We start from the raw sequence: 14662 nt of genomic DNA, 5'->3' as shown, positions 1-14662 counted from the left end.
CCTTATACATTTCGTCAAAACAAGAACTTCTATAAGCAAACTCTTTAGAAACAAACAAAAGGAACAATATGCTTTTATTTTTTACAATGGCACTAGATGAGACCTCAGAACTCAATAGAGGTAGATTATTTCTAGTAGATGAAACAAAAGGAATTGTTGGCAGATGGGTTGCGACAAGTAGCATTGCGGATAAACAAGGGGTAAAAGATTGGAATGTTCGTGGTGGTGTAATACCTCCTACTTATGAATTAAGCCCATCATTACCTTTTTACTCCGTTACAGTTAATCCTGTAGACCTCAGAAAAGTCAAAGGAGTAGAAGGTAATGGTTACCCTATTACACCATTTGAAGTCACAACCATTGGTGGAGGAACCCGTTCTGACCTGCTAATTCATAAAGATGCAAATGTGCCAGGAAGTATGGGCTGCATTGTGTTACCTGAATCAGAATTCACAGATTTTGAGGAAGTTTTTCAAAAACATTGTCAAGGGCAAAATACGGTCAAACTTCTCGTTGGGTATACTTATTAGGAGAAAATAAATATGAACCTCCAAGATATTATAAAGCTTGATAAATCTCTTGAGTTTGACTATTTGCGTCAAGACCAAGAGTTAGCAAAGCAAGTTCAAATCCGCCTGCTTGAAGTTAAGGAAGTTCCTAATCTCTCGGTTCAAATTTCCGCAAAACTACCTCAATGCGGAATTGAGTTAATCAAAAAATTTGAAGGCTGCTATCTTAATGCATATCCTGACCCTGACACAAAACGCGAACCGATCACAATTGGGTGGGGGTCAACCAAGAAACGCGATGGCAGCCCGTGGTATCTTGGGGAGAGTATTTCTCAAGAAGAAGCTTTGGAGCTTTTGATTTATCAGTTGGAAAATAATTACTTACCTGATTTAGAAAAAATACCTTGTTGGCATCAACTAAATACTAACCAACAAGGAGCTTTACTTAGCTTTAGCTACAACTTGGGAAGTAAATTCTTTGGTGCCCCTGGCTTTAATTCCATTACCAGAGTTTTAGAAAGTCGCAATTGGTCTGAAATCAAAGAGACTTTCATCAAATACCGTAACCCTGGAACGAATGTTGAGGAAGGACTTTTGGCACGAAGGCAGGCTGAGGCTGAACTATTTTTAACACCTGTAGCGTAACTGGTATTCTAGCTAGAATTCTTCTATTATTCTATTCTAAATTGAATAATAGACATAACAGGGGTGTAGAAGCCATGCAACCTCTGTTTAGCTTACATTATATTGTATCGCTACTCGCAAGCGAAGTTGTCTCAATTACCAAACACGCTTATATGTAGATAACCCAAGTTCACAACTTGGGTTATCTTTTTTAATATGTCGCGTTCGACGTTTTGGAGAGCGTTTCGCTTACTCCAAGAAGAAGGAGAAATAAATTATCACACCTGAAATTGAAGAATTCAGAAGTCAGAATTCAGGAGTCAGAATACAATCAGTGGTGGGTCTGAATCCCCCACTGATTGAAGACCACAAAATTTTCAATTTTGTGGGGGTCTTAAACCCGTTTATTCATCCGCCAGTCGCACAGAATTCAATTCTGAATTCTGGCTCCTGACTCCTGAATTCTGTTTGATAATTAATTATCGGTTCTATAATTACCTAAAAATAGTTAATTATCAATCCACTTTTTAAAGAATATATTGAGATTAAGAAAGAGCGAGGGAGTTAGCAAACAAGCTAAACCTTTTAGCCACAAGGAAACGACGCTTAATCGGTCAATTCCAATGTGAATAAGTCAGAATTAAGCTCTTTGCTTAACTGCAACCAAACCTGATGAGAACTGGGCTACATCATCAGATACTTTGTCCACAGTAGACCCATCAAAAAGGAGATTAATCATGGGTGACTTTTCTAAAACCTGTTCAAACATCCGGCTTGAGGGCACAGTATTAAGGGCAGATTGTAGAAGAATAGATAGTTCTCAAGCCGCAGCCGCAATCGACTTAAATAGTTGTGTCAATGCTTAATTCCTAAGATTTTGTCTTGGCTGTTTACTTTAAAATAGCCCTTTTCTCTTTGAATTAAAGCTTTAATTCAATTTGGAGTTTAAAAATAAGCGAACTCACAGTATTAACTGAAGGAAATTAAAATGTTAAATCTATTTGGTACATTTGAATCTGGTTTTAAATTATCTGAAAAAGCACTTGATTATTTAATGGAATGGAATAAGGAAGCTGAAATTGCTTCAAGTATTTCTAAAACAACACAACAAGTTATTGAAATATTGGTCAATGTACCTGGTATGACTATGGCTCATAGTAGAGATTTTCAAAGAGCAGTACCCTTGTTCACATTGAAAGATAAAACATTAGTTAAAATTTACATAAATCCGGCACAAGTAAAACACATATTTTTAGCAGATTCCAACAACAAAATGATATTTGGCGGTTATGTAGGTTGGATGCATAACAGAAATTTAAATGAAGCTATCGATAATATAAAGAAAGTATATAGTTAACTGGAACATTCACGACTTCAGTACCGAACCTGGTAAATTTCAACCTCAACGATACGATGTAAATTGTTAAATCAAATCATCAAGCTGCCTGGTCAAAGCACCTTGCAAATCAACACGGTTATCGTCATATATAATCACAGTCCTGGGGTCGGAATGGCGGCTTAACTTTTGAGTAGCCCGAATATTACCATTATTTTGGTTCAGCGCTTCAGTAATAGCGCTATGCCTTACCCGGTGGGGACTCATCTGCTTTTCAATTCCTGCCAACTTACAATATTTGATAACAATTAAACGTATCGCTTCCCCAGTTAACCGATTCCCAAACCTTACTGGATCAAGGGAAATAAAAATGGGTTCGTTGGGCTTATCAGCAGCATTAGATGCTTGCAACCAATCAGAAATTGCAGCAGCCGTTTTTTGAGAAATTGTCACCAGCTCCCGTTCCCCATTGCGTCCCTTACCACTAACCTCGATTTGACATCTAGCATATTTAAAATGCTTCACATCCAAACTGGGAATCTCCCCGCGCCGCAGAGCATTACTCCAAAGCAGCCGCATGATGGAATAATCGCGCTTCCCCGCTAAAGTCGAAGTATCAATCGCCTCAAATAGCTTAATCACCTCTGGAACTTCTATCCCCTTAGTATCCCGATAGGGTCTAACTTTCTCATTTTTAATCACTTCCAGGTCGTAATTGCAGATATCAAAAATCTGCCCCATCTCCACCAAAGACTTAATCGCGCTGATTCTGCGGTTAATTGTCGCTGGCGCTAAACCTTGCTCGAAAAGATGCTTGCGGTAGGCAACCACCACCGATATTGCCTGGGTTTTTGATAGCCCTAAAAATTCGCGGGCCAGGTCGGATGTTAATTCGCGACCGGGGGCGATGAGACTGAAGAAATTTCGCAAGTCATGGGAATAAGCCCTGCGGGTGTGTTCCGACCGTTTTTGCGTCAGTAAAACTTCGAGAATTTGTTTACTATCGCTCTGTGTAATTCCACTTAAAGAGGTGATAGAGCGGAGGGTGATGATACCAGACATAGACAAAAACCGTTGATTTATAAGGGTTGTGCGCGTTAAGTGCTTGTTAAAACGTACATTCTCACAACCACTTTACATTACGATTAACTTTATTTTCCCCGATTCTTTGGCTTTTTCATGGTCTAAGCGCAAGGATACTTCTGGTATTGGCTGGGAATTTAATCAGAAAACGGGATTGTATCATCCAATTACTTGAACCCGACAGCGATGATTATTTTAATAAACGCAGCTGAGGCGGAAATCCCGGTTCACTCTTTGATAGCTTTACCGTTAAAATAATAGATATTGGTTTATAGGTAAAAAGCATGACAGAAACCAAGTCTACCCGTGTTGTCCGTAGGGGGAGAATATTTCCCGAAATCCAATGGAATGAGTCACAAAAAGCACGACGTGAAGCCGAACGCGAGGCTTTTTACCAACGTTGTAAACCTATTTTTGAGCGAGTAAAATCAGAATTAATTGAAACTCACTACAACTGGTTTGTTGCAGTTGAACCGGATAGTGGAGAATATTTTGTTGATAAAGATTTAGAAGTAGTTTCATTACAATGTCGCGAACAGCATCCAGGCAAAATACACTATACTTTTCGGATTAATGAGTCTGGGGCTTGCGGCACGATATGACGATTTCCGGTTTTTTTGGTGATGAGGAAGCACTACTTTTTGAAATTAATTTAATAACATCAGATGGATTAGAATTACCTGTTGAGGCGATGTTTGATACAGGTTTTTCGTATTGGTTAGCGATTAATGACCAAGATATAGATGCACTTGGTTGGGAGCGTTTACGAGAGCAAACAATGCGAACTGCACGGGGAGATGTAAAATTTGACATCTATGTTGGTCAAGTACTATTTGATGGTCAAGAGTTTGACATCCCTGTACATGTTGGCAAAGATTTAACAGAAGTTTTACTCGGTCGTCAATGGTTAACAAATCGTCGGTTAGTCGTTGATATACAGTCGGGTGAATTGACGTTGGGATAACTACGACCGATAAAAAGAGAGAAAAATCCCTCAAAATTTTTTAAAATTTATCAATTGTTTATTTGTTGGCAGATTTGTTATTAGTGTCTGGTAGACACACAACGGACACGTCACAGACATCTGGTGTCTTTACGTGTCCGCTCTAATGTCTGAACGTGTCCATACTGTATAAGGCTTTTAGCGTTTGGTGTCTGTAGTGTCTGGTGTCCGATGTCCGCAAAAAAGGGGGTTTTGGGGAGCAGACACCAGCCATAGAAAGCGGCTAAATTTGATTGAGCTTGATAACACCGTCGCCTATCCAGTCAGCCTTTCCTGCCCCCACAATTTCGTACATCCAACCCTTAATTTGCTCAACAGTGAATCTCTCCGAGTTGACTTTAAAATTGCCCTTGAACTCCCTAACATCGGCTGTCATTCTCTCGGTTCTGGTGAGATATTCATACAACTTTTGCGCCATTGGTGATAGTTGATTAGGCGCGGATTGGGTATCACTTGCCTTGTCACCAAGATTAATTTCTAGTTCATAAATCCGCTCTAAAGTGGCTTGATCTATGGGGGGAATTAGGTGAGAATCTGCTGCTGATAGAGTGTCACTAAAATCAGATATTTTGGCTGTCATAGTCGGCAGTTCAACTAATATCCATTCGTTGGAACTATCGAGTTTTACCTTGGCAAGACCCGTAGATTTTGGTTGCAGTGTAATTGGATCTACCTGTGCCAAACATTCAACTTGCAGCATTTTAGAAACCAGATTATGTAAGCCTTTAATCCCAAATAAACAAGTCTGGGTATTGTTGTGAGCTACCACAGTTAAAGGCATCTCTTGTTTACGGCTTTTAGTTAATGCCAGCTTCCCGAATTTTGATAGTAATTCCTCATCTTTAATAAAGTCGCCATAGGTGGTGGCTTCTTCACAAATTAGGGCGGTTGCTTTGCCCTCGCTCCAAAGTTTCTGCCGCCATTGCGACTCACTTAAAGATGAATTATTAAAGGTTTTTAACCGTTGTTCTAATTCCTCAACGTATTCGCGGATCTGTTGCTCAATATCCGACCAAGAATGGTAACTTTCAACCCCTCGCCATTCTGCACGGTTACTGTCAGGGTCAAGGACAACAACGCGGTAGCCTGCTTGTTTTTTCTGTTTGGCGACATAACGAGCAAGCCAAGATTTACCACCGCCCTGGTTGCCCCAAATCAGGGCAGTTTGTTTGATGAGGTTTTGCACCCATGCGGTGTTATTGTCGGGTGGGATTACTGGTTGCTGCATTTGCTCCTCCACAGTTCCTGGTGTGCCGTGTGGTAGCTGTGGGGCTGGCTGCTGTTGAGGCTCAAACTTTTCAAAGCTTTGCCCAGAGTCGAGCAGGTGTCCAAATTCGTAATAATCATCCGCCGACATCGCCATGAGTAAAGCTGTCTGCTGCTGTGGGGTGATACTAGCTATAAACTGTTGTCTAGCCTCAGCGATTTTAATCCCACGCAAGTATTTCAACAGTTCGTTACCAGACAGGTCTAGCAGTTGCTCACCTAGTCTTACGCTGTAAGAAGCTTTTACGCCCTCAAATTGTTTAGTAGCTCGGTAGTGGGGTCTAATGTCGCTGAGATAGTCTTTGGCTTTGCTTGTCAAAAACAAACCAATTCCCCCCAACACCATCGCTCCTAGCCCAAAGTGAATCTTAAACGGATTATCAGCACTTAGTTCTCGGAATACATATAAGCTTTCATGCTGGAGAAATGCCCACTCGTTATAGTTGGGGTTGCTGGTGCGGTACTGATTAGCCTTCAAGTAGGGTTCGGGAATTTGCGATCTCTGTTCATAACGGCAATACTTATTACCCAAAAGTAAACGCTCTGTATCTCCCTCTGCCTCTAGTGGAGCATCATGTATCCTGGCTGATTTTGGGTAAAAACATATTTCTTTCTTGGCTATCCCGTCGCCTAAATGACCTACTACAACACAAATCACCGCCCCTAGTACCGATGCCATCATCAGGAGATTTAGACGCAGTGGCAGACTATAACAACGCTGGTTAAGTTCTGATGGTTTTACGTCTTTCATTTCTTACGCCAGTAGAAACATAGGACAACAGAAACAACGGCGGCTAACCCAAGAAATAACCCGTAATTAGTTTCTTTGGGCTTCTCGATGCCCAAGGATGCTTTTACCTGCTCAGTCACGGTAGAAAAACTGTTACGGGCTATTTTGTCCATGTCTTGGGCATCACCTGTCAACTTCCATGAACTAGCGGCTAGCGTTGCAGAGCGAATTACACCAATGCCAAATTTTTTGGCGGTCGCTCATTTGGGGAATGATGCTGTTGTGAAATCTTAAGTAGCAGAGGGTAGCCGCCAAGGATGCCCCAACGGGTAAGCCAGCAATGACTATTGGGAATAGTCCAACACTGCCAGCAAGGTAGAGATATTGGGTTGATGTGATTTGCAATCCTGCCAGGAATGCACCTTGAGCAATGCCTTGAATTATGGTGATACTGCTGTCAGTTTCAGATATCGCCTGCTGTAAGAGTTCCGAGTCATACTGTTCACCGTCTACAGACTGTACGCCAAGGTCTACAATCTCTGCATCAAAGTAAATTGGTGTTTGTTTTTGATTGTTGGTCAACATAGGAACACCTTTGGGAAGAAAGTTAGCCCAGGTTTAGCTCCTGGGCTTTTATTTAGATTTAGTCGAGTAAGCGTCTAAAGAAACCTTTGGCACGATTAACAGCGTTAGAACCGTGTCTGTGAATGTCTTTTAAGGTTTCTTTAGCTCGGTCTGCGGGTGAAAGTCCTTGTTGCTTGTCCTTGACCTGCTGCCAAAGTTGAGTTTGTGCCTTGGTAGCGTCAATCTCAATGGTTCTGAGCGTTGCACGGTGCGATTCACCCAATAAGTTAAGTGTCCTAGAGTGCCGAAACTGTTCTTGGGCTAGTTGGTTATCAGATGCAATCACTTTTTGCTGTAGGCCATAGCCTAAACGGGTATCACTGACCCTAACCTTTGACCAACCCTCAGCCATTTTGTTGATGCTCGTACCTGCGGCGGTGAGAAACTGGGTTTCTTCTGCCATGACGGTTTCAGTTGCCTGTAAACCAAGTGATAGGTTGCCGAATACTGCCTTAGCATTTTGGGCGCGTTGGGTTTGCTTGATTCTAAAATCTGCCACAGTTGCAGCTGCTGTCTGATTGCCGTCTAGGGCTTGGAATACGGTTTCTTGGCTAATGCCCGAAAGGGAATGCAAAGCGGCATAGGTGATGGGTGCATCCAGTTTGAGTTTTACTGTCCGGTTCATCACTCCCACGCTCCTAGTTCTTCCAATCTTGTAAAGATGTTGTTTGCTTTGTCTCTAGTTGCGTGATCCGTAATGTCATTTAGTGCTGTTGAATCGCCTTCTGCAAGTCGAAAAATCGTTTCGTCTGGTAATTCAGAGCCAAAATTCCCTAAAAACTGACCATGAGTTAAAGGGTTTGGTGTTTCATCAATTGTTTCAAACTGGTCATAGATTCCAGATTGCAAGTATGGCAGTGTTTCTTGGATTATCTGCTGCTGCTCTGGTGTTCTACCTAAATTGGGTAGGAATGGATCATCATTAGCAACTATCTCTGCTGCTGATTGCGCCAATTCTCTTGGGCATCCATTGTTAGTTAGGGCGTTTAATGCGGCGAAAAATAGATTGGAGTTATTCATCTTGATAAAATCTCTGTGTGTTGTTCTTTTGCAACCAGAGGGCGATCGCCAGCTTGCCGGCGAATGCGATCGCTCTCCCCATTACTGAAAAAAGCCTTCCTTTGATACATCCACAGCAGTGGCTGTTACTTCCCACCCCAGCGCGTTGAAAAATTGGGTAACATCGCCTATCGTGACATCTGCATCAATTTGCAGTGCTAAAAATTGGGGATGCTGCCTGATTTGGGTGAGTAATTGTTGGGCTTGTGCAACTAATTCTGGCAGTGCTTGATTCTGCATAATTCACCTCATCAAAATATTGATAACTGCAATGATTCTTGACTTAGTACGGAACTATTTATTTTTGCCCCCTCAACTTCATAACAGCGAGTAGTTAAAGCTTTGTGATTCAGCTTAAAATCCGCTTTCTTTCGTTGTCCTGCTAGTGGGCGGAAGATGTATTGTGGTGCTTGGATTGTGCCTGTGCTATAGCGGTATTGGTACAGTGTTCGGTCGATTTGGTAAACCTTCGACTGGGTAAGTAAAGTTGAGTCATACACTCTATTTAGGTTCTTCATGAAGCGACTCCCTTAAACTGACTAACCATAGAAGCTATTCCTGCTTTATTCGGGTGAGTTGCTGTTGTTGTAGATGCCTGACTTTGATTTTTGGAAAATGTTTGTAAATTGACCCCACCCTGAAAAATGAGCTTTTCTACTGCTGCTGATAGTGCTTGTGTTGGCGCATCAGCAGGGATATTGAACATCTGGCACAGTTCCTCAACTGCTAAGTAAGAAATGGTTATACGCCGAGATTCGTATGACGTTTTATCAGCCACTTGTTTATACTCCTGTCGAGATTTCTGTTAATAACTTCAGTCCAAACGCATTGATGAATTGGGGATTTGGTAAGACCACAAAGCCTAAGTCAGCGAGATTTTGATCCACCACTGGCAGTGAAACACCACCACCCCAAGCAACAAGATATTTAGCACGGTCTAAGTAATTGCTAGAAGTGACGAAATTAGCGAATTTTTCAATTCTTGTAGACCACCATTCATCAAGACATTGGCTGTATTCAGCTTCAAAATTCTTGCCTGTAAGGTGATTACCTCCATAAGTTAAAGTTCCTTCTAAAATCCCTCGGTTCACTAAAGAAGATGAGTGTTTGACATCTTTGGACAGCAGACTTACTTTGTCATTCCGCTTGTCTAATGCTTCTGCAATCATTGAGTGCAACTCACCACATCCACCTTCAATCAGGTGACGGTCTATGACTGCACCATTGCCGTTAAATACGGTAATTAGCCAAGTGGATGAACCAATATCAAGCCCGATGGCAATTTCCGACTCTTCTAGGGCTAGAGTTGGTTCACCAAATAAGCAATGAGCGATACTTCCAAAACCTTCTGGGTAAATACCTGTGACTGCGATTTCTACTGTTTTGGTGACAATCTCACGATTTACGGGGTGCTTGTGTTGGAAGGTGTGAACACCTTGAACTCTGCGTTTAATCTCCTCTCCCCAGCGTTCTGGGTTGTGGTTGCTCAAACTAATTTCTAGTTTCATCTCGGAAGGAATATTGAGAACTGCTAAGTCTGCAAGGATGCTTTCTAATGCCAGTTCTGCTTTTTTGGCTTTATCTTCGTGTAGCAGGGTGTGGTCAGCTTGGGAAAGCGCTGCACTTCCCCAAAAGAATTGAATGTCTTTTAAGTCAAGGCGTGAACCTTCGAGATAACGCACCCAGCACCCATCTTTAGATATGGTTTCGTGAAGGTGGATGTTGCGGTTGCGAACTACTGAGTATGCGGCTGGCATCATGATAGAAAAATCACCATAAATTGCCTTCCCATACCCAGCACCGGGGTCTTTACCTGCGATGAGGGTATTTAGTCCAGAATTGGCAAGCAAAGATGCTTGACTGAGCCAAGAATTGGCATCGGTGTATGTGGTTGTCATGGTTCAGTTTTAGGTGAAAGTATCGTATTACTTATGATTGAGAGGTTCTAAGCAATATTTGCATTAATCCGCTCATCCAATTTTTGGTCAGTCTCTATGACCTTTTTGGTAAACGTTAACTTTGTTGTATGCCTTTTTTTGGCTGACAACTAAACTATAGCACCATAGCACCGAGTTAGTGGTGCTATTACATTAAATGTTCTGATAATTCTCGATAGAATAAAAAGTGGTGCTTATGTGCTATACAAATAGGGTGCTATAAGTAACAATATGGGTAGAAATGCAAAAGAGCCTGTTTTTATCAGGCTCCGTGTTGAGTCTGATAAACGTGATCGTTTTAAAATCGCTTGCATCAGACTCAAAACCAATATGGATACGGTACTCAATGAACTTCTAGATAAATGGCTAGAAGAAAATGATCCCTCACCAGACAAGTAATGGAGAGTGCCTATGATTGAAGGAAAACTGGAAGTAACAATCAAAATTAATGAACTGCCTCAAACCAATACCGTAGAAAACGGCTGGCAACAGTTCGAGGTTGACTGTGGCGGACGTATTATCAGCGTTACAGTCAAACCAAAAATTTGGAAGAAACTCACCGATGCCCAAGCTAACTACCCCCAGTGGGTAGCCGCAATCGCTGGCAAACTCGGTCAACAAACAGAAAATGGCTTTGTACTGGAAGAGCCAAACATTCAGGTTTTTGAAAAAAAGGTGAAAACAGAGACGACCGGAGCGGCTAGTGCTGTTTGAACGAGAATCCTTATTCAGATTGGGTAATCACGCCCCATCTGAGTGGGCTAAAAACCTTCAGATTTTTCCGTAAACAAACATCAACAAATGTGGAGAAATTTAAAGTAAAAAATAAAACTAATATAAGTTGCAGAGGACAAGAACTTTTGTAAAATCAAGCTATTGCTTAAATTAAGCGTATAACGGAGGTACTTAATAGAACAGCACCAGAAATTAAAAGGACAAAGAGCCACTAAGTAGTGAACGCTTTGCCCGACAGAAAAAATTAAATATTTCAAATATTGGGAAGCGGGGTTTATCTCTTAAGAACCAAAAAAGTGGAGTGTAGTTGGTAGCTCTCACCACTGATTGGCAACAGAGATTGTTCCGCGCTGCTTACTCATATTATATGAGTTCTTGTGGAAATTTCTATATTTTCACTGCCGAATTTTGCCCCAAAATTTATCAATTTTTTTGCTCAAAAAAATTATAAATAAGCAAAACAGTAAATCTCATAGATATAAGGTCTAGCAGCGCGTTAAACCCCTCCAAATACTGAAAAACAAGTATTAGAGGGAAAAAGCTGTGAAAAATAGTAACTGTGGACTACAACAAATAGAAGTCACAGAGAGGTTCGAGATCATCTCCCGCCCCTCTCACATAGAAGCAACCCACTGGAATGAATGGTTAGCCAGTGCTGTTGACCCTGGAATCATTGAATTAAACGTTATTTCAGTCTCAGGCACAGCCGCCTATGACTATCTGTTCTACGGTCAAAACGTCCCCCGCCGTAACGATGGAAGACTCAGAGACGGCGTACTGAAGAAGTATCGCCACATCGAGGGACTTTCCTGGTGGTGCAGTGGCATCGACCCACTCAACGATGAAAGCCCCATGCAGTGGGGCTGCATGAAACCAGACCGCCCCAGGCGCGACCCGAACAAAGTCCATAAAGTCATCAAATACGAACATCCGTTGCGAGTGCCAACAAGGGCATTCTTCCTAGCTGTACCGGATGAAATCTGGGAGGTTGTGGCCGCACGCTATGAAAAACCCATCAGTGATGAAGATAAAACCAATGGCTTCTGGCACTGGATATGGAAATATAACATCCCCGTTGTAATTTGTGAAGGAGCCAAAAAAGCCGGGGCATTGCTCACCCTTGGCTATGCGGCGATCGCCCTCCCTGGAGTCAACGGTGGCTACCGCAGCCCTAAAGATGAACTGGGGCAACCCACCGGGGAAAAACATTTAATTCCAGACCTGCAACACTTCGCCACACTGGGACGTAAATTTACCATCTGCTTTGACCACGACACCAAGCCAGAAACAATTCAACGGGTCAACATTGCCATTGCCCAAACCACTAAGCTGTTAACGGCTTGTGGCTGTCAAGTCCTCATTACCGAGTGGAATTATCCCGAAAAGGGCATTGATGATTTAATCATTGCCAGGGGGTCAGATGTCGCCCATGAAGTGATAAGCCTTGCACTCACATTAGAGCAATGGCAGGTGAAAAGCTACAATCGCCTGTCCTATGAGCCTGCGTTGACCCTGAATCAGCGTTATCTAGGAGAATTAGCAATCCCTGATGAGGCTAAACTGATTTTGCTCAAATCCCCCAAAGGCACAGGTAAAACCGAGTCATTGATCGCCATTGTTGCCGAAGCGATCTCCTGCGGTCAACCAGTGCTACTGTTATCTCACCGAGTACAGTTAGCCCAAGCCCTAGCCGACCGTTTAGGCATTCCCTACATTAGCGAAGTCAGAAACAGCGAAACTGGCATTTTACTCGGCTTTGCCTTGTGTGTTGACAGTTTACATCCTTATGGACAAGCCAGATTTAACGCCCTTCATTGGAAAAACCCCTAGTGATCATTGACGAATCAGAGCAGGTAATTTGGCATTTACTCTCTGCCACCACCGAAGTGAAAAAACATCGGGTTGAAGTCCTTAACCAACTAAGACAGCTGTTCAAGAATACCCTTGCCCCTGGTCGCGGCAGAATTATCTTGGCTGATGCTGATTTATCGGATTTATCCGCCGAGATGATCATGGGTCTAGCAGAAACCAAAGTTAGCCCTTGGGTAGTAGTCAACACTTGGAAGGGTCAGCCAGTGAACATTTACCACTACAGACAGACTACACCTATCTGCTGGTTAGCTGCCCTAGAAGCTCATATTAAAACGGGGGGTAAGCCGTTTATTGCCGTTGACGCTCAAAAAGCCAAATCTAAATGGGGAACCAAGGTTTTAGAGGCGAAGTTAAAGAAAAAATTCCCCGACCGCAAAATACTTCGCATTGACTCCGAAAGCATTGCCGACCCAGAACACGAAGCTTATGGCTGCATTGAGCGCCTGAATGCAGTGCTAATGGAATATGACATTGTGCTGGCTTCCCCTTCCATTGGTACAGGGGTGAGCATCGACATTAGAGGGCATTTTACCAGCGTTTGGGGATGCTTCCAGGGAGTTGCCCCAGAAAATGCTACTCGCCAAGCTTTAGCCCGTGTCCGTGAGCAAGTAGAGCGCCATTTGTGGGTTGGCCGTCACGGAATCGGCAAGGTGGGGAATGGAGGAACGAACCTTAAATCACTCCTGGCTAGTGAACATCAATGCTTTAAAGCTCATCTGAGGCTGTTACAGGATGCTTCATTGGTAATAGATGATGAAATCAACATCAACCGCACTGCTTTGGCCATTTTCGGTAAAATGTCTTGTCGGATTAATGCTGGGATGATTCATTACCGGGAGTCGGTGCTGTCAGCATTAACCGAGGAGGGCCACAACATTATCGATGTTGATGACAACACAAGAAGAATCATATTAGAAAAACTGATTACTAAGCAAAGAAATGACCTGTACAATGCCGAGTGTGAGGATGTCTGTGCTGCTGATACCAGCCAATTGACCCCGGCTAAATATGAGGCATTACAACAACAACGCTCTAAAACCACGACTGAACGCAACATTGAACGCAAATACAAGCTCGAACAGCGTTATGGCGTGGAAGTTACCCCGGAACTGGTGAAAAAGGACGATACTGGCTATTATCCACAATTGAGGCTGTGTTATTACCTAACATTAGGCAGGGAGTATGTTGCCGAGCGCGACCGCAAGCTAGGGGAAAAGATGCTTCAAGCTAAAAGCGCATGGCTACCGGATTTTAACGGCGGCCAGAAGAGTTTGGTGATTCATGCCTTAGAAATGTTCAACATCCCCAATTTCATCAAAGGCGATCGCTCATTCAGGGGGACTGATGAGGACTTGGTAGAGATGGCTAACAATGCTCTAGGAGTAAAATGGCAAGTCAAAACCGTGCTAGATATTACCTTAAATGATAATGACAGCCCCATCGTCATCTTGCGCCGCTTTCTGAAGAAGATAGGGCTGAAACTTAAATATAAGGGTCGAGATGGCACAGGAGATCGCCAACGAATTTATCATGTGGTTGGTGCTGACGATGGACGTGAGCAAATCTTCCAGTACTGGCTGGCTAAAGAGAAAGAGAAAGCCGCAGCTTAACAATAATTCCAATTCTCCACCCAACTAAATAGCTGTGCGGCGTTGTAGTCCTTTGATTACAGCTAGTTTCGCCGTGCGTTGATTACGTCTAATCCGCGTTTTTAGAGAGCTAGTAAGCTTAACAATTTGAAAGTTGACGAAAATACAATCTCAAAATGCCAGTTTTTTGTCACGTCCACTAACGGTAATTAAATAGATAAACAAGTTTACTGGACAAGTAATAAAATCCAATCCTCATAAACACCTCAAACCCCCAATATTTCATATACAGTGT

Annotated in this window: 20 protein-coding genes; 10 read left to right on the top strand and 10 right to left on the bottom strand. The window is 42.6% G+C overall.

The window, feature by feature from the left end; genetic code table 11:
- Positions 1-68: 68 nt before the first annotated feature.
- The 4 genes from HG267_RS39505 (at position 69) to HG267_RS39490 (ending at position 2490) form a co-directional block, all read left to right on the top strand.
- Positions 69-530 carry a hypothetical protein gene (locus tag HG267_RS39505; RefSeq protein WP_045875021.1) on the top strand — a complete coding sequence of 154 codons (462 nt, stop codon included), beginning with the start codon at positions 69-71 and terminating at the stop codon, positions 528-530.
- A gap of 12 nt (positions 531-542) precedes the next feature.
- Positions 543-1154, top strand: coding sequence for a lysozyme (locus HG267_RS39500; RefSeq protein ID WP_045875020.1), 612 nt, complete (start codon positions 543-545; stop codon positions 1152-1154).
- Between the two features lie 716 nt (positions 1155-1870).
- Positions 1871-1999: a CVNH domain-containing protein gene (locus HG267_RS39495; RefSeq protein ID WP_081584192.1), complete on the top strand. Its 129-nt coding sequence runs from the start codon at positions 1871-1873 to the stop codon at positions 1997-1999.
- Positions 2000-2121: 122 nt separating this feature from the next.
- Entirely contained in the window at positions 2122-2490 is a 369-nt protein-coding gene (locus HG267_RS39490) for a hypothetical protein (RefSeq protein ID WP_045875019.1), read from the top strand.
- 66 nt (positions 2491-2556) lie between these two features.
- Here the strand turns inward: HG267_RS39490 and HG267_RS39485 are convergent, their stop codons facing one another.
- A complete protein-coding gene (locus HG267_RS39485; RefSeq protein ID WP_045875018.1) occupies positions 2557-3531 on the bottom strand; it encodes a tyrosine-type recombinase/integrase in 975 nt (324 codons plus the stop codon).
- Positions 3532-3836: 305 nt separating this feature from the next.
- On the opposite strand from HG267_RS39485, the gene HG267_RS39480 reads away from it, so the two are divergent.
- The gene (locus HG267_RS39480; protein WP_045875017.1) at positions 3837-4154 is read left to right on the top strand and encodes a hypothetical protein; all 318 of its coding nucleotides are present in this window, start codon (positions 3837-3839) and stop codon (positions 4152-4154) included.
- A complete protein-coding gene (locus tag HG267_RS39475) occupies positions 4151-4516 on the top strand; it encodes a retroviral-like aspartic protease family protein (RefSeq protein ID WP_045875016.1) in 366 nt (121 codons plus the stop codon). Before HG267_RS39480 ends, HG267_RS39475 begins: the two co-directional genes overlap by 4 nt.
- A 262-nt stretch (positions 4517-4778) precedes the next feature.
- On the opposite strand, the gene HG267_RS39470 is transcribed toward HG267_RS39475, so the two are convergent.
- The 9 genes from HG267_RS39470 to HG267_RS39430 all read right to left on the bottom strand — a co-directional run bounded on the left by HG267_RS39470 (position 4779) and on the right by HG267_RS39430 (position 10132).
- Positions 4779-6572, bottom strand: coding sequence for an ATP-binding protein (locus HG267_RS39470; protein ID WP_081584191.1), 1794 nt, complete (start codon positions 6570-6572; stop codon positions 4779-4781).
- Positions 6569-6724 (bottom strand): hypothetical protein, encoded by a 156-nt coding sequence (locus HG267_RS39465; RefSeq protein ID WP_263420110.1) that lies wholly within the window; start codon positions 6722-6724, stop codon positions 6569-6571. Before HG267_RS39465 ends, HG267_RS39470 begins: the two co-directional genes overlap by 4 nt.
- Before the next feature lie 31 nt (positions 6725-6755).
- Positions 6756-7136, bottom strand: coding sequence for a hypothetical protein (locus HG267_RS39460; RefSeq protein WP_263420109.1), 381 nt, complete (start codon positions 7134-7136; stop codon positions 6756-6758).
- 58 nt (positions 7137-7194) lie between these two features.
- Complete coding sequence (locus tag HG267_RS39455; RefSeq protein ID WP_045875014.1) at positions 7195-7800, bottom strand: hypothetical protein; 606 nt, start codon at positions 7798-7800, stop codon at positions 7195-7197.
- Positions 7800-8195, bottom strand: coding sequence for a hypothetical protein (locus tag HG267_RS39450; RefSeq protein ID WP_045875013.1), 396 nt, complete (start codon positions 8193-8195; stop codon positions 7800-7802). Before HG267_RS39450 ends, HG267_RS39455 begins: the two co-directional genes overlap by 1 nt.
- An 81-nt stretch (positions 8196-8276) precedes the next feature.
- Entirely contained in the window at positions 8277-8474 is a 198-nt protein-coding gene (locus HG267_RS39445) for a hypothetical protein (RefSeq protein ID WP_045875012.1), read from the bottom strand.
- Positions 8475-8485: 11 nt separating this feature from the next.
- Complete coding sequence (locus tag HG267_RS39440; RefSeq protein WP_045875011.1) at positions 8486-8752, bottom strand: hypothetical protein; 267 nt, start codon at positions 8750-8752, stop codon at positions 8486-8488.
- Complete coding sequence (locus HG267_RS39435) at positions 8749-9012, bottom strand: hypothetical protein (RefSeq protein ID WP_235623158.1); 264 nt, start codon at positions 9010-9012, stop codon at positions 8749-8751. The genes HG267_RS39440 and HG267_RS39435 overlap by 4 nt, the downstream gene beginning before the upstream one ends.
- A 4-nt stretch (positions 9013-9016) precedes the next feature.
- A complete protein-coding gene (locus tag HG267_RS39430; RefSeq protein ID WP_045875009.1) occupies positions 9017-10132 on the bottom strand; it encodes a ParM/StbA family protein in 1116 nt (371 codons plus the stop codon).
- Positions 10133-10402: 270 nt separating this feature from the next.
- On the opposite strand from HG267_RS39430, the gene HG267_RS39425 reads away from it, so the two are divergent.
- The 4 genes from HG267_RS39425 to HG267_RS39410 all read left to right on the top strand — a co-directional run bounded on the left by HG267_RS39425 (position 10403) and on the right by HG267_RS39410 (position 14388).
- Positions 10403-10570, top strand: coding sequence for a plasmid partition protein ParG (locus HG267_RS39425; RefSeq protein WP_081584190.1), 168 nt, complete (start codon positions 10403-10405; stop codon positions 10568-10570).
- Positions 10571-10582: 12 nt separating this feature from the next.
- Complete coding sequence (locus tag HG267_RS39420; protein ID WP_045875008.1) at positions 10583-10885, top strand: hypothetical protein; 303 nt, start codon at positions 10583-10585, stop codon at positions 10883-10885.
- 564 nt (positions 10886-11449) lie between these two features.
- Complete coding sequence (locus HG267_RS39415; RefSeq protein ID WP_263420158.1) at positions 11450-12736, top strand: DUF3854 domain-containing protein; 1287 nt, start codon at positions 11450-11452, stop codon at positions 12734-12736.
- Positions 12736-14388 carry a plasmid replication protein, CyRepA1 family gene (locus HG267_RS39410; RefSeq protein WP_263420157.1) on the top strand — a complete coding sequence of 551 codons (1653 nt, stop codon included), beginning with the start codon at positions 12736-12738 and terminating at the stop codon, positions 14386-14388. Before HG267_RS39415 ends, HG267_RS39410 begins: the two co-directional genes overlap by 1 nt.
- Positions 14389-14662 lie beyond the last annotated feature (274 nt).

The sequence above is a fragment of the Tolypothrix sp. PCC 7601 genome (assembly GCF_025677855.1).
In the GTDB taxonomy this organism is placed as follows: Bacteria; Cyanobacteriota; Cyanobacteriia; order Cyanobacteriales; family Nostocaceae; genus Aulosira; species Aulosira diplosiphon.
This window is presented reverse-complemented; position numbering and strand designations above follow the sequence as displayed.

What these genes read in the sequence shown, in the direction of transcription:
- HG267_RS39505 (WP_045875021.1), top strand. Translation starts at nt 69, where the DNA reads ATGCTTTTATTTTTTACAATGGCACTAGATGAGACCTCAGAACTCAAT.
- HG267_RS39500 (WP_045875020.1), top strand. Translation starts at nt 543, where the DNA reads ATGAACCTCCAAGATATTATAAAGCTTGATAAATCTCTTGAGTTTGAC.
- HG267_RS39495 (WP_081584192.1), top strand. Translation starts at nt 1,871, where the DNA reads ATGGGTGACTTTTCTAAAACCTGTTCAAACATCCGGCTTGAGGGCACA.
- HG267_RS39490 (WP_045875019.1), top strand. Translation starts at nt 2,122, where the DNA reads ATGTTAAATCTATTTGGTACATTTGAATCTGGTTTTAAATTATCTGAA.
- HG267_RS39485 (WP_045875018.1), bottom strand. Translation starts at nt 3,531, where the DNA reads ATGTCTGGTATCATCACCCTCCGCTCTATCACCTCTTTAAGTGGAATT.
- HG267_RS39480 (WP_045875017.1), top strand. Translation starts at nt 3,837, where the DNA reads ATGACAGAAACCAAGTCTACCCGTGTTGTCCGTAGGGGGAGAATATTT.
- HG267_RS39475 (WP_045875016.1), top strand. Translation starts at nt 4,151, where the DNA reads ATGACGATTTCCGGTTTTTTTGGTGATGAGGAAGCACTACTTTTTGAA.
- HG267_RS39470 (WP_081584191.1), bottom strand. Translation starts at nt 6,572, where the DNA reads ATGAAAGACGTAAAACCATCAGAACTTAACCAGCGTTGTTATAGTCTG.
- HG267_RS39465 (WP_263420110.1), bottom strand. Translation starts at nt 6,724, where the DNA reads ATGGACAAAATAGCCCGTAACAGTTTTTCTACCGTGACTGAGCAGGTA.
- HG267_RS39460 (WP_263420109.1), bottom strand. Translation starts at nt 7,136, where the DNA reads ATGTTGACCAACAATCAAAAACAAACACCAATTTACTTTGATGCAGAG.
- HG267_RS39455 (WP_045875014.1), bottom strand. Translation starts at nt 7,800, where the DNA reads ATGAACCGGACAGTAAAACTCAAACTGGATGCACCCATCACCTATGCC.
- HG267_RS39450 (WP_045875013.1), bottom strand. Translation starts at nt 8,195, where the DNA reads ATGAATAACTCCAATCTATTTTTCGCCGCATTAAACGCCCTAACTAAC.
- HG267_RS39445 (WP_045875012.1), bottom strand. Translation starts at nt 8,474, where the DNA reads ATGCAGAATCAAGCACTGCCAGAATTAGTTGCACAAGCCCAACAATTA.
- HG267_RS39440 (WP_045875011.1), bottom strand. Translation starts at nt 8,752, where the DNA reads ATGAAGAACCTAAATAGAGTGTATGACTCAACTTTACTTACCCAGTCG.
- HG267_RS39430 (WP_045875009.1), bottom strand. Translation starts at nt 10,132, where the DNA reads ATGACAACCACATACACCGATGCCAATTCTTGGCTCAGTCAAGCATCT.
- HG267_RS39425 (WP_081584190.1), top strand. Translation starts at nt 10,403, where the DNA reads ATGGGTAGAAATGCAAAAGAGCCTGTTTTTATCAGGCTCCGTGTTGAG.
- HG267_RS39420 (WP_045875008.1), top strand. Translation starts at nt 10,583, where the DNA reads ATGATTGAAGGAAAACTGGAAGTAACAATCAAAATTAATGAACTGCCT.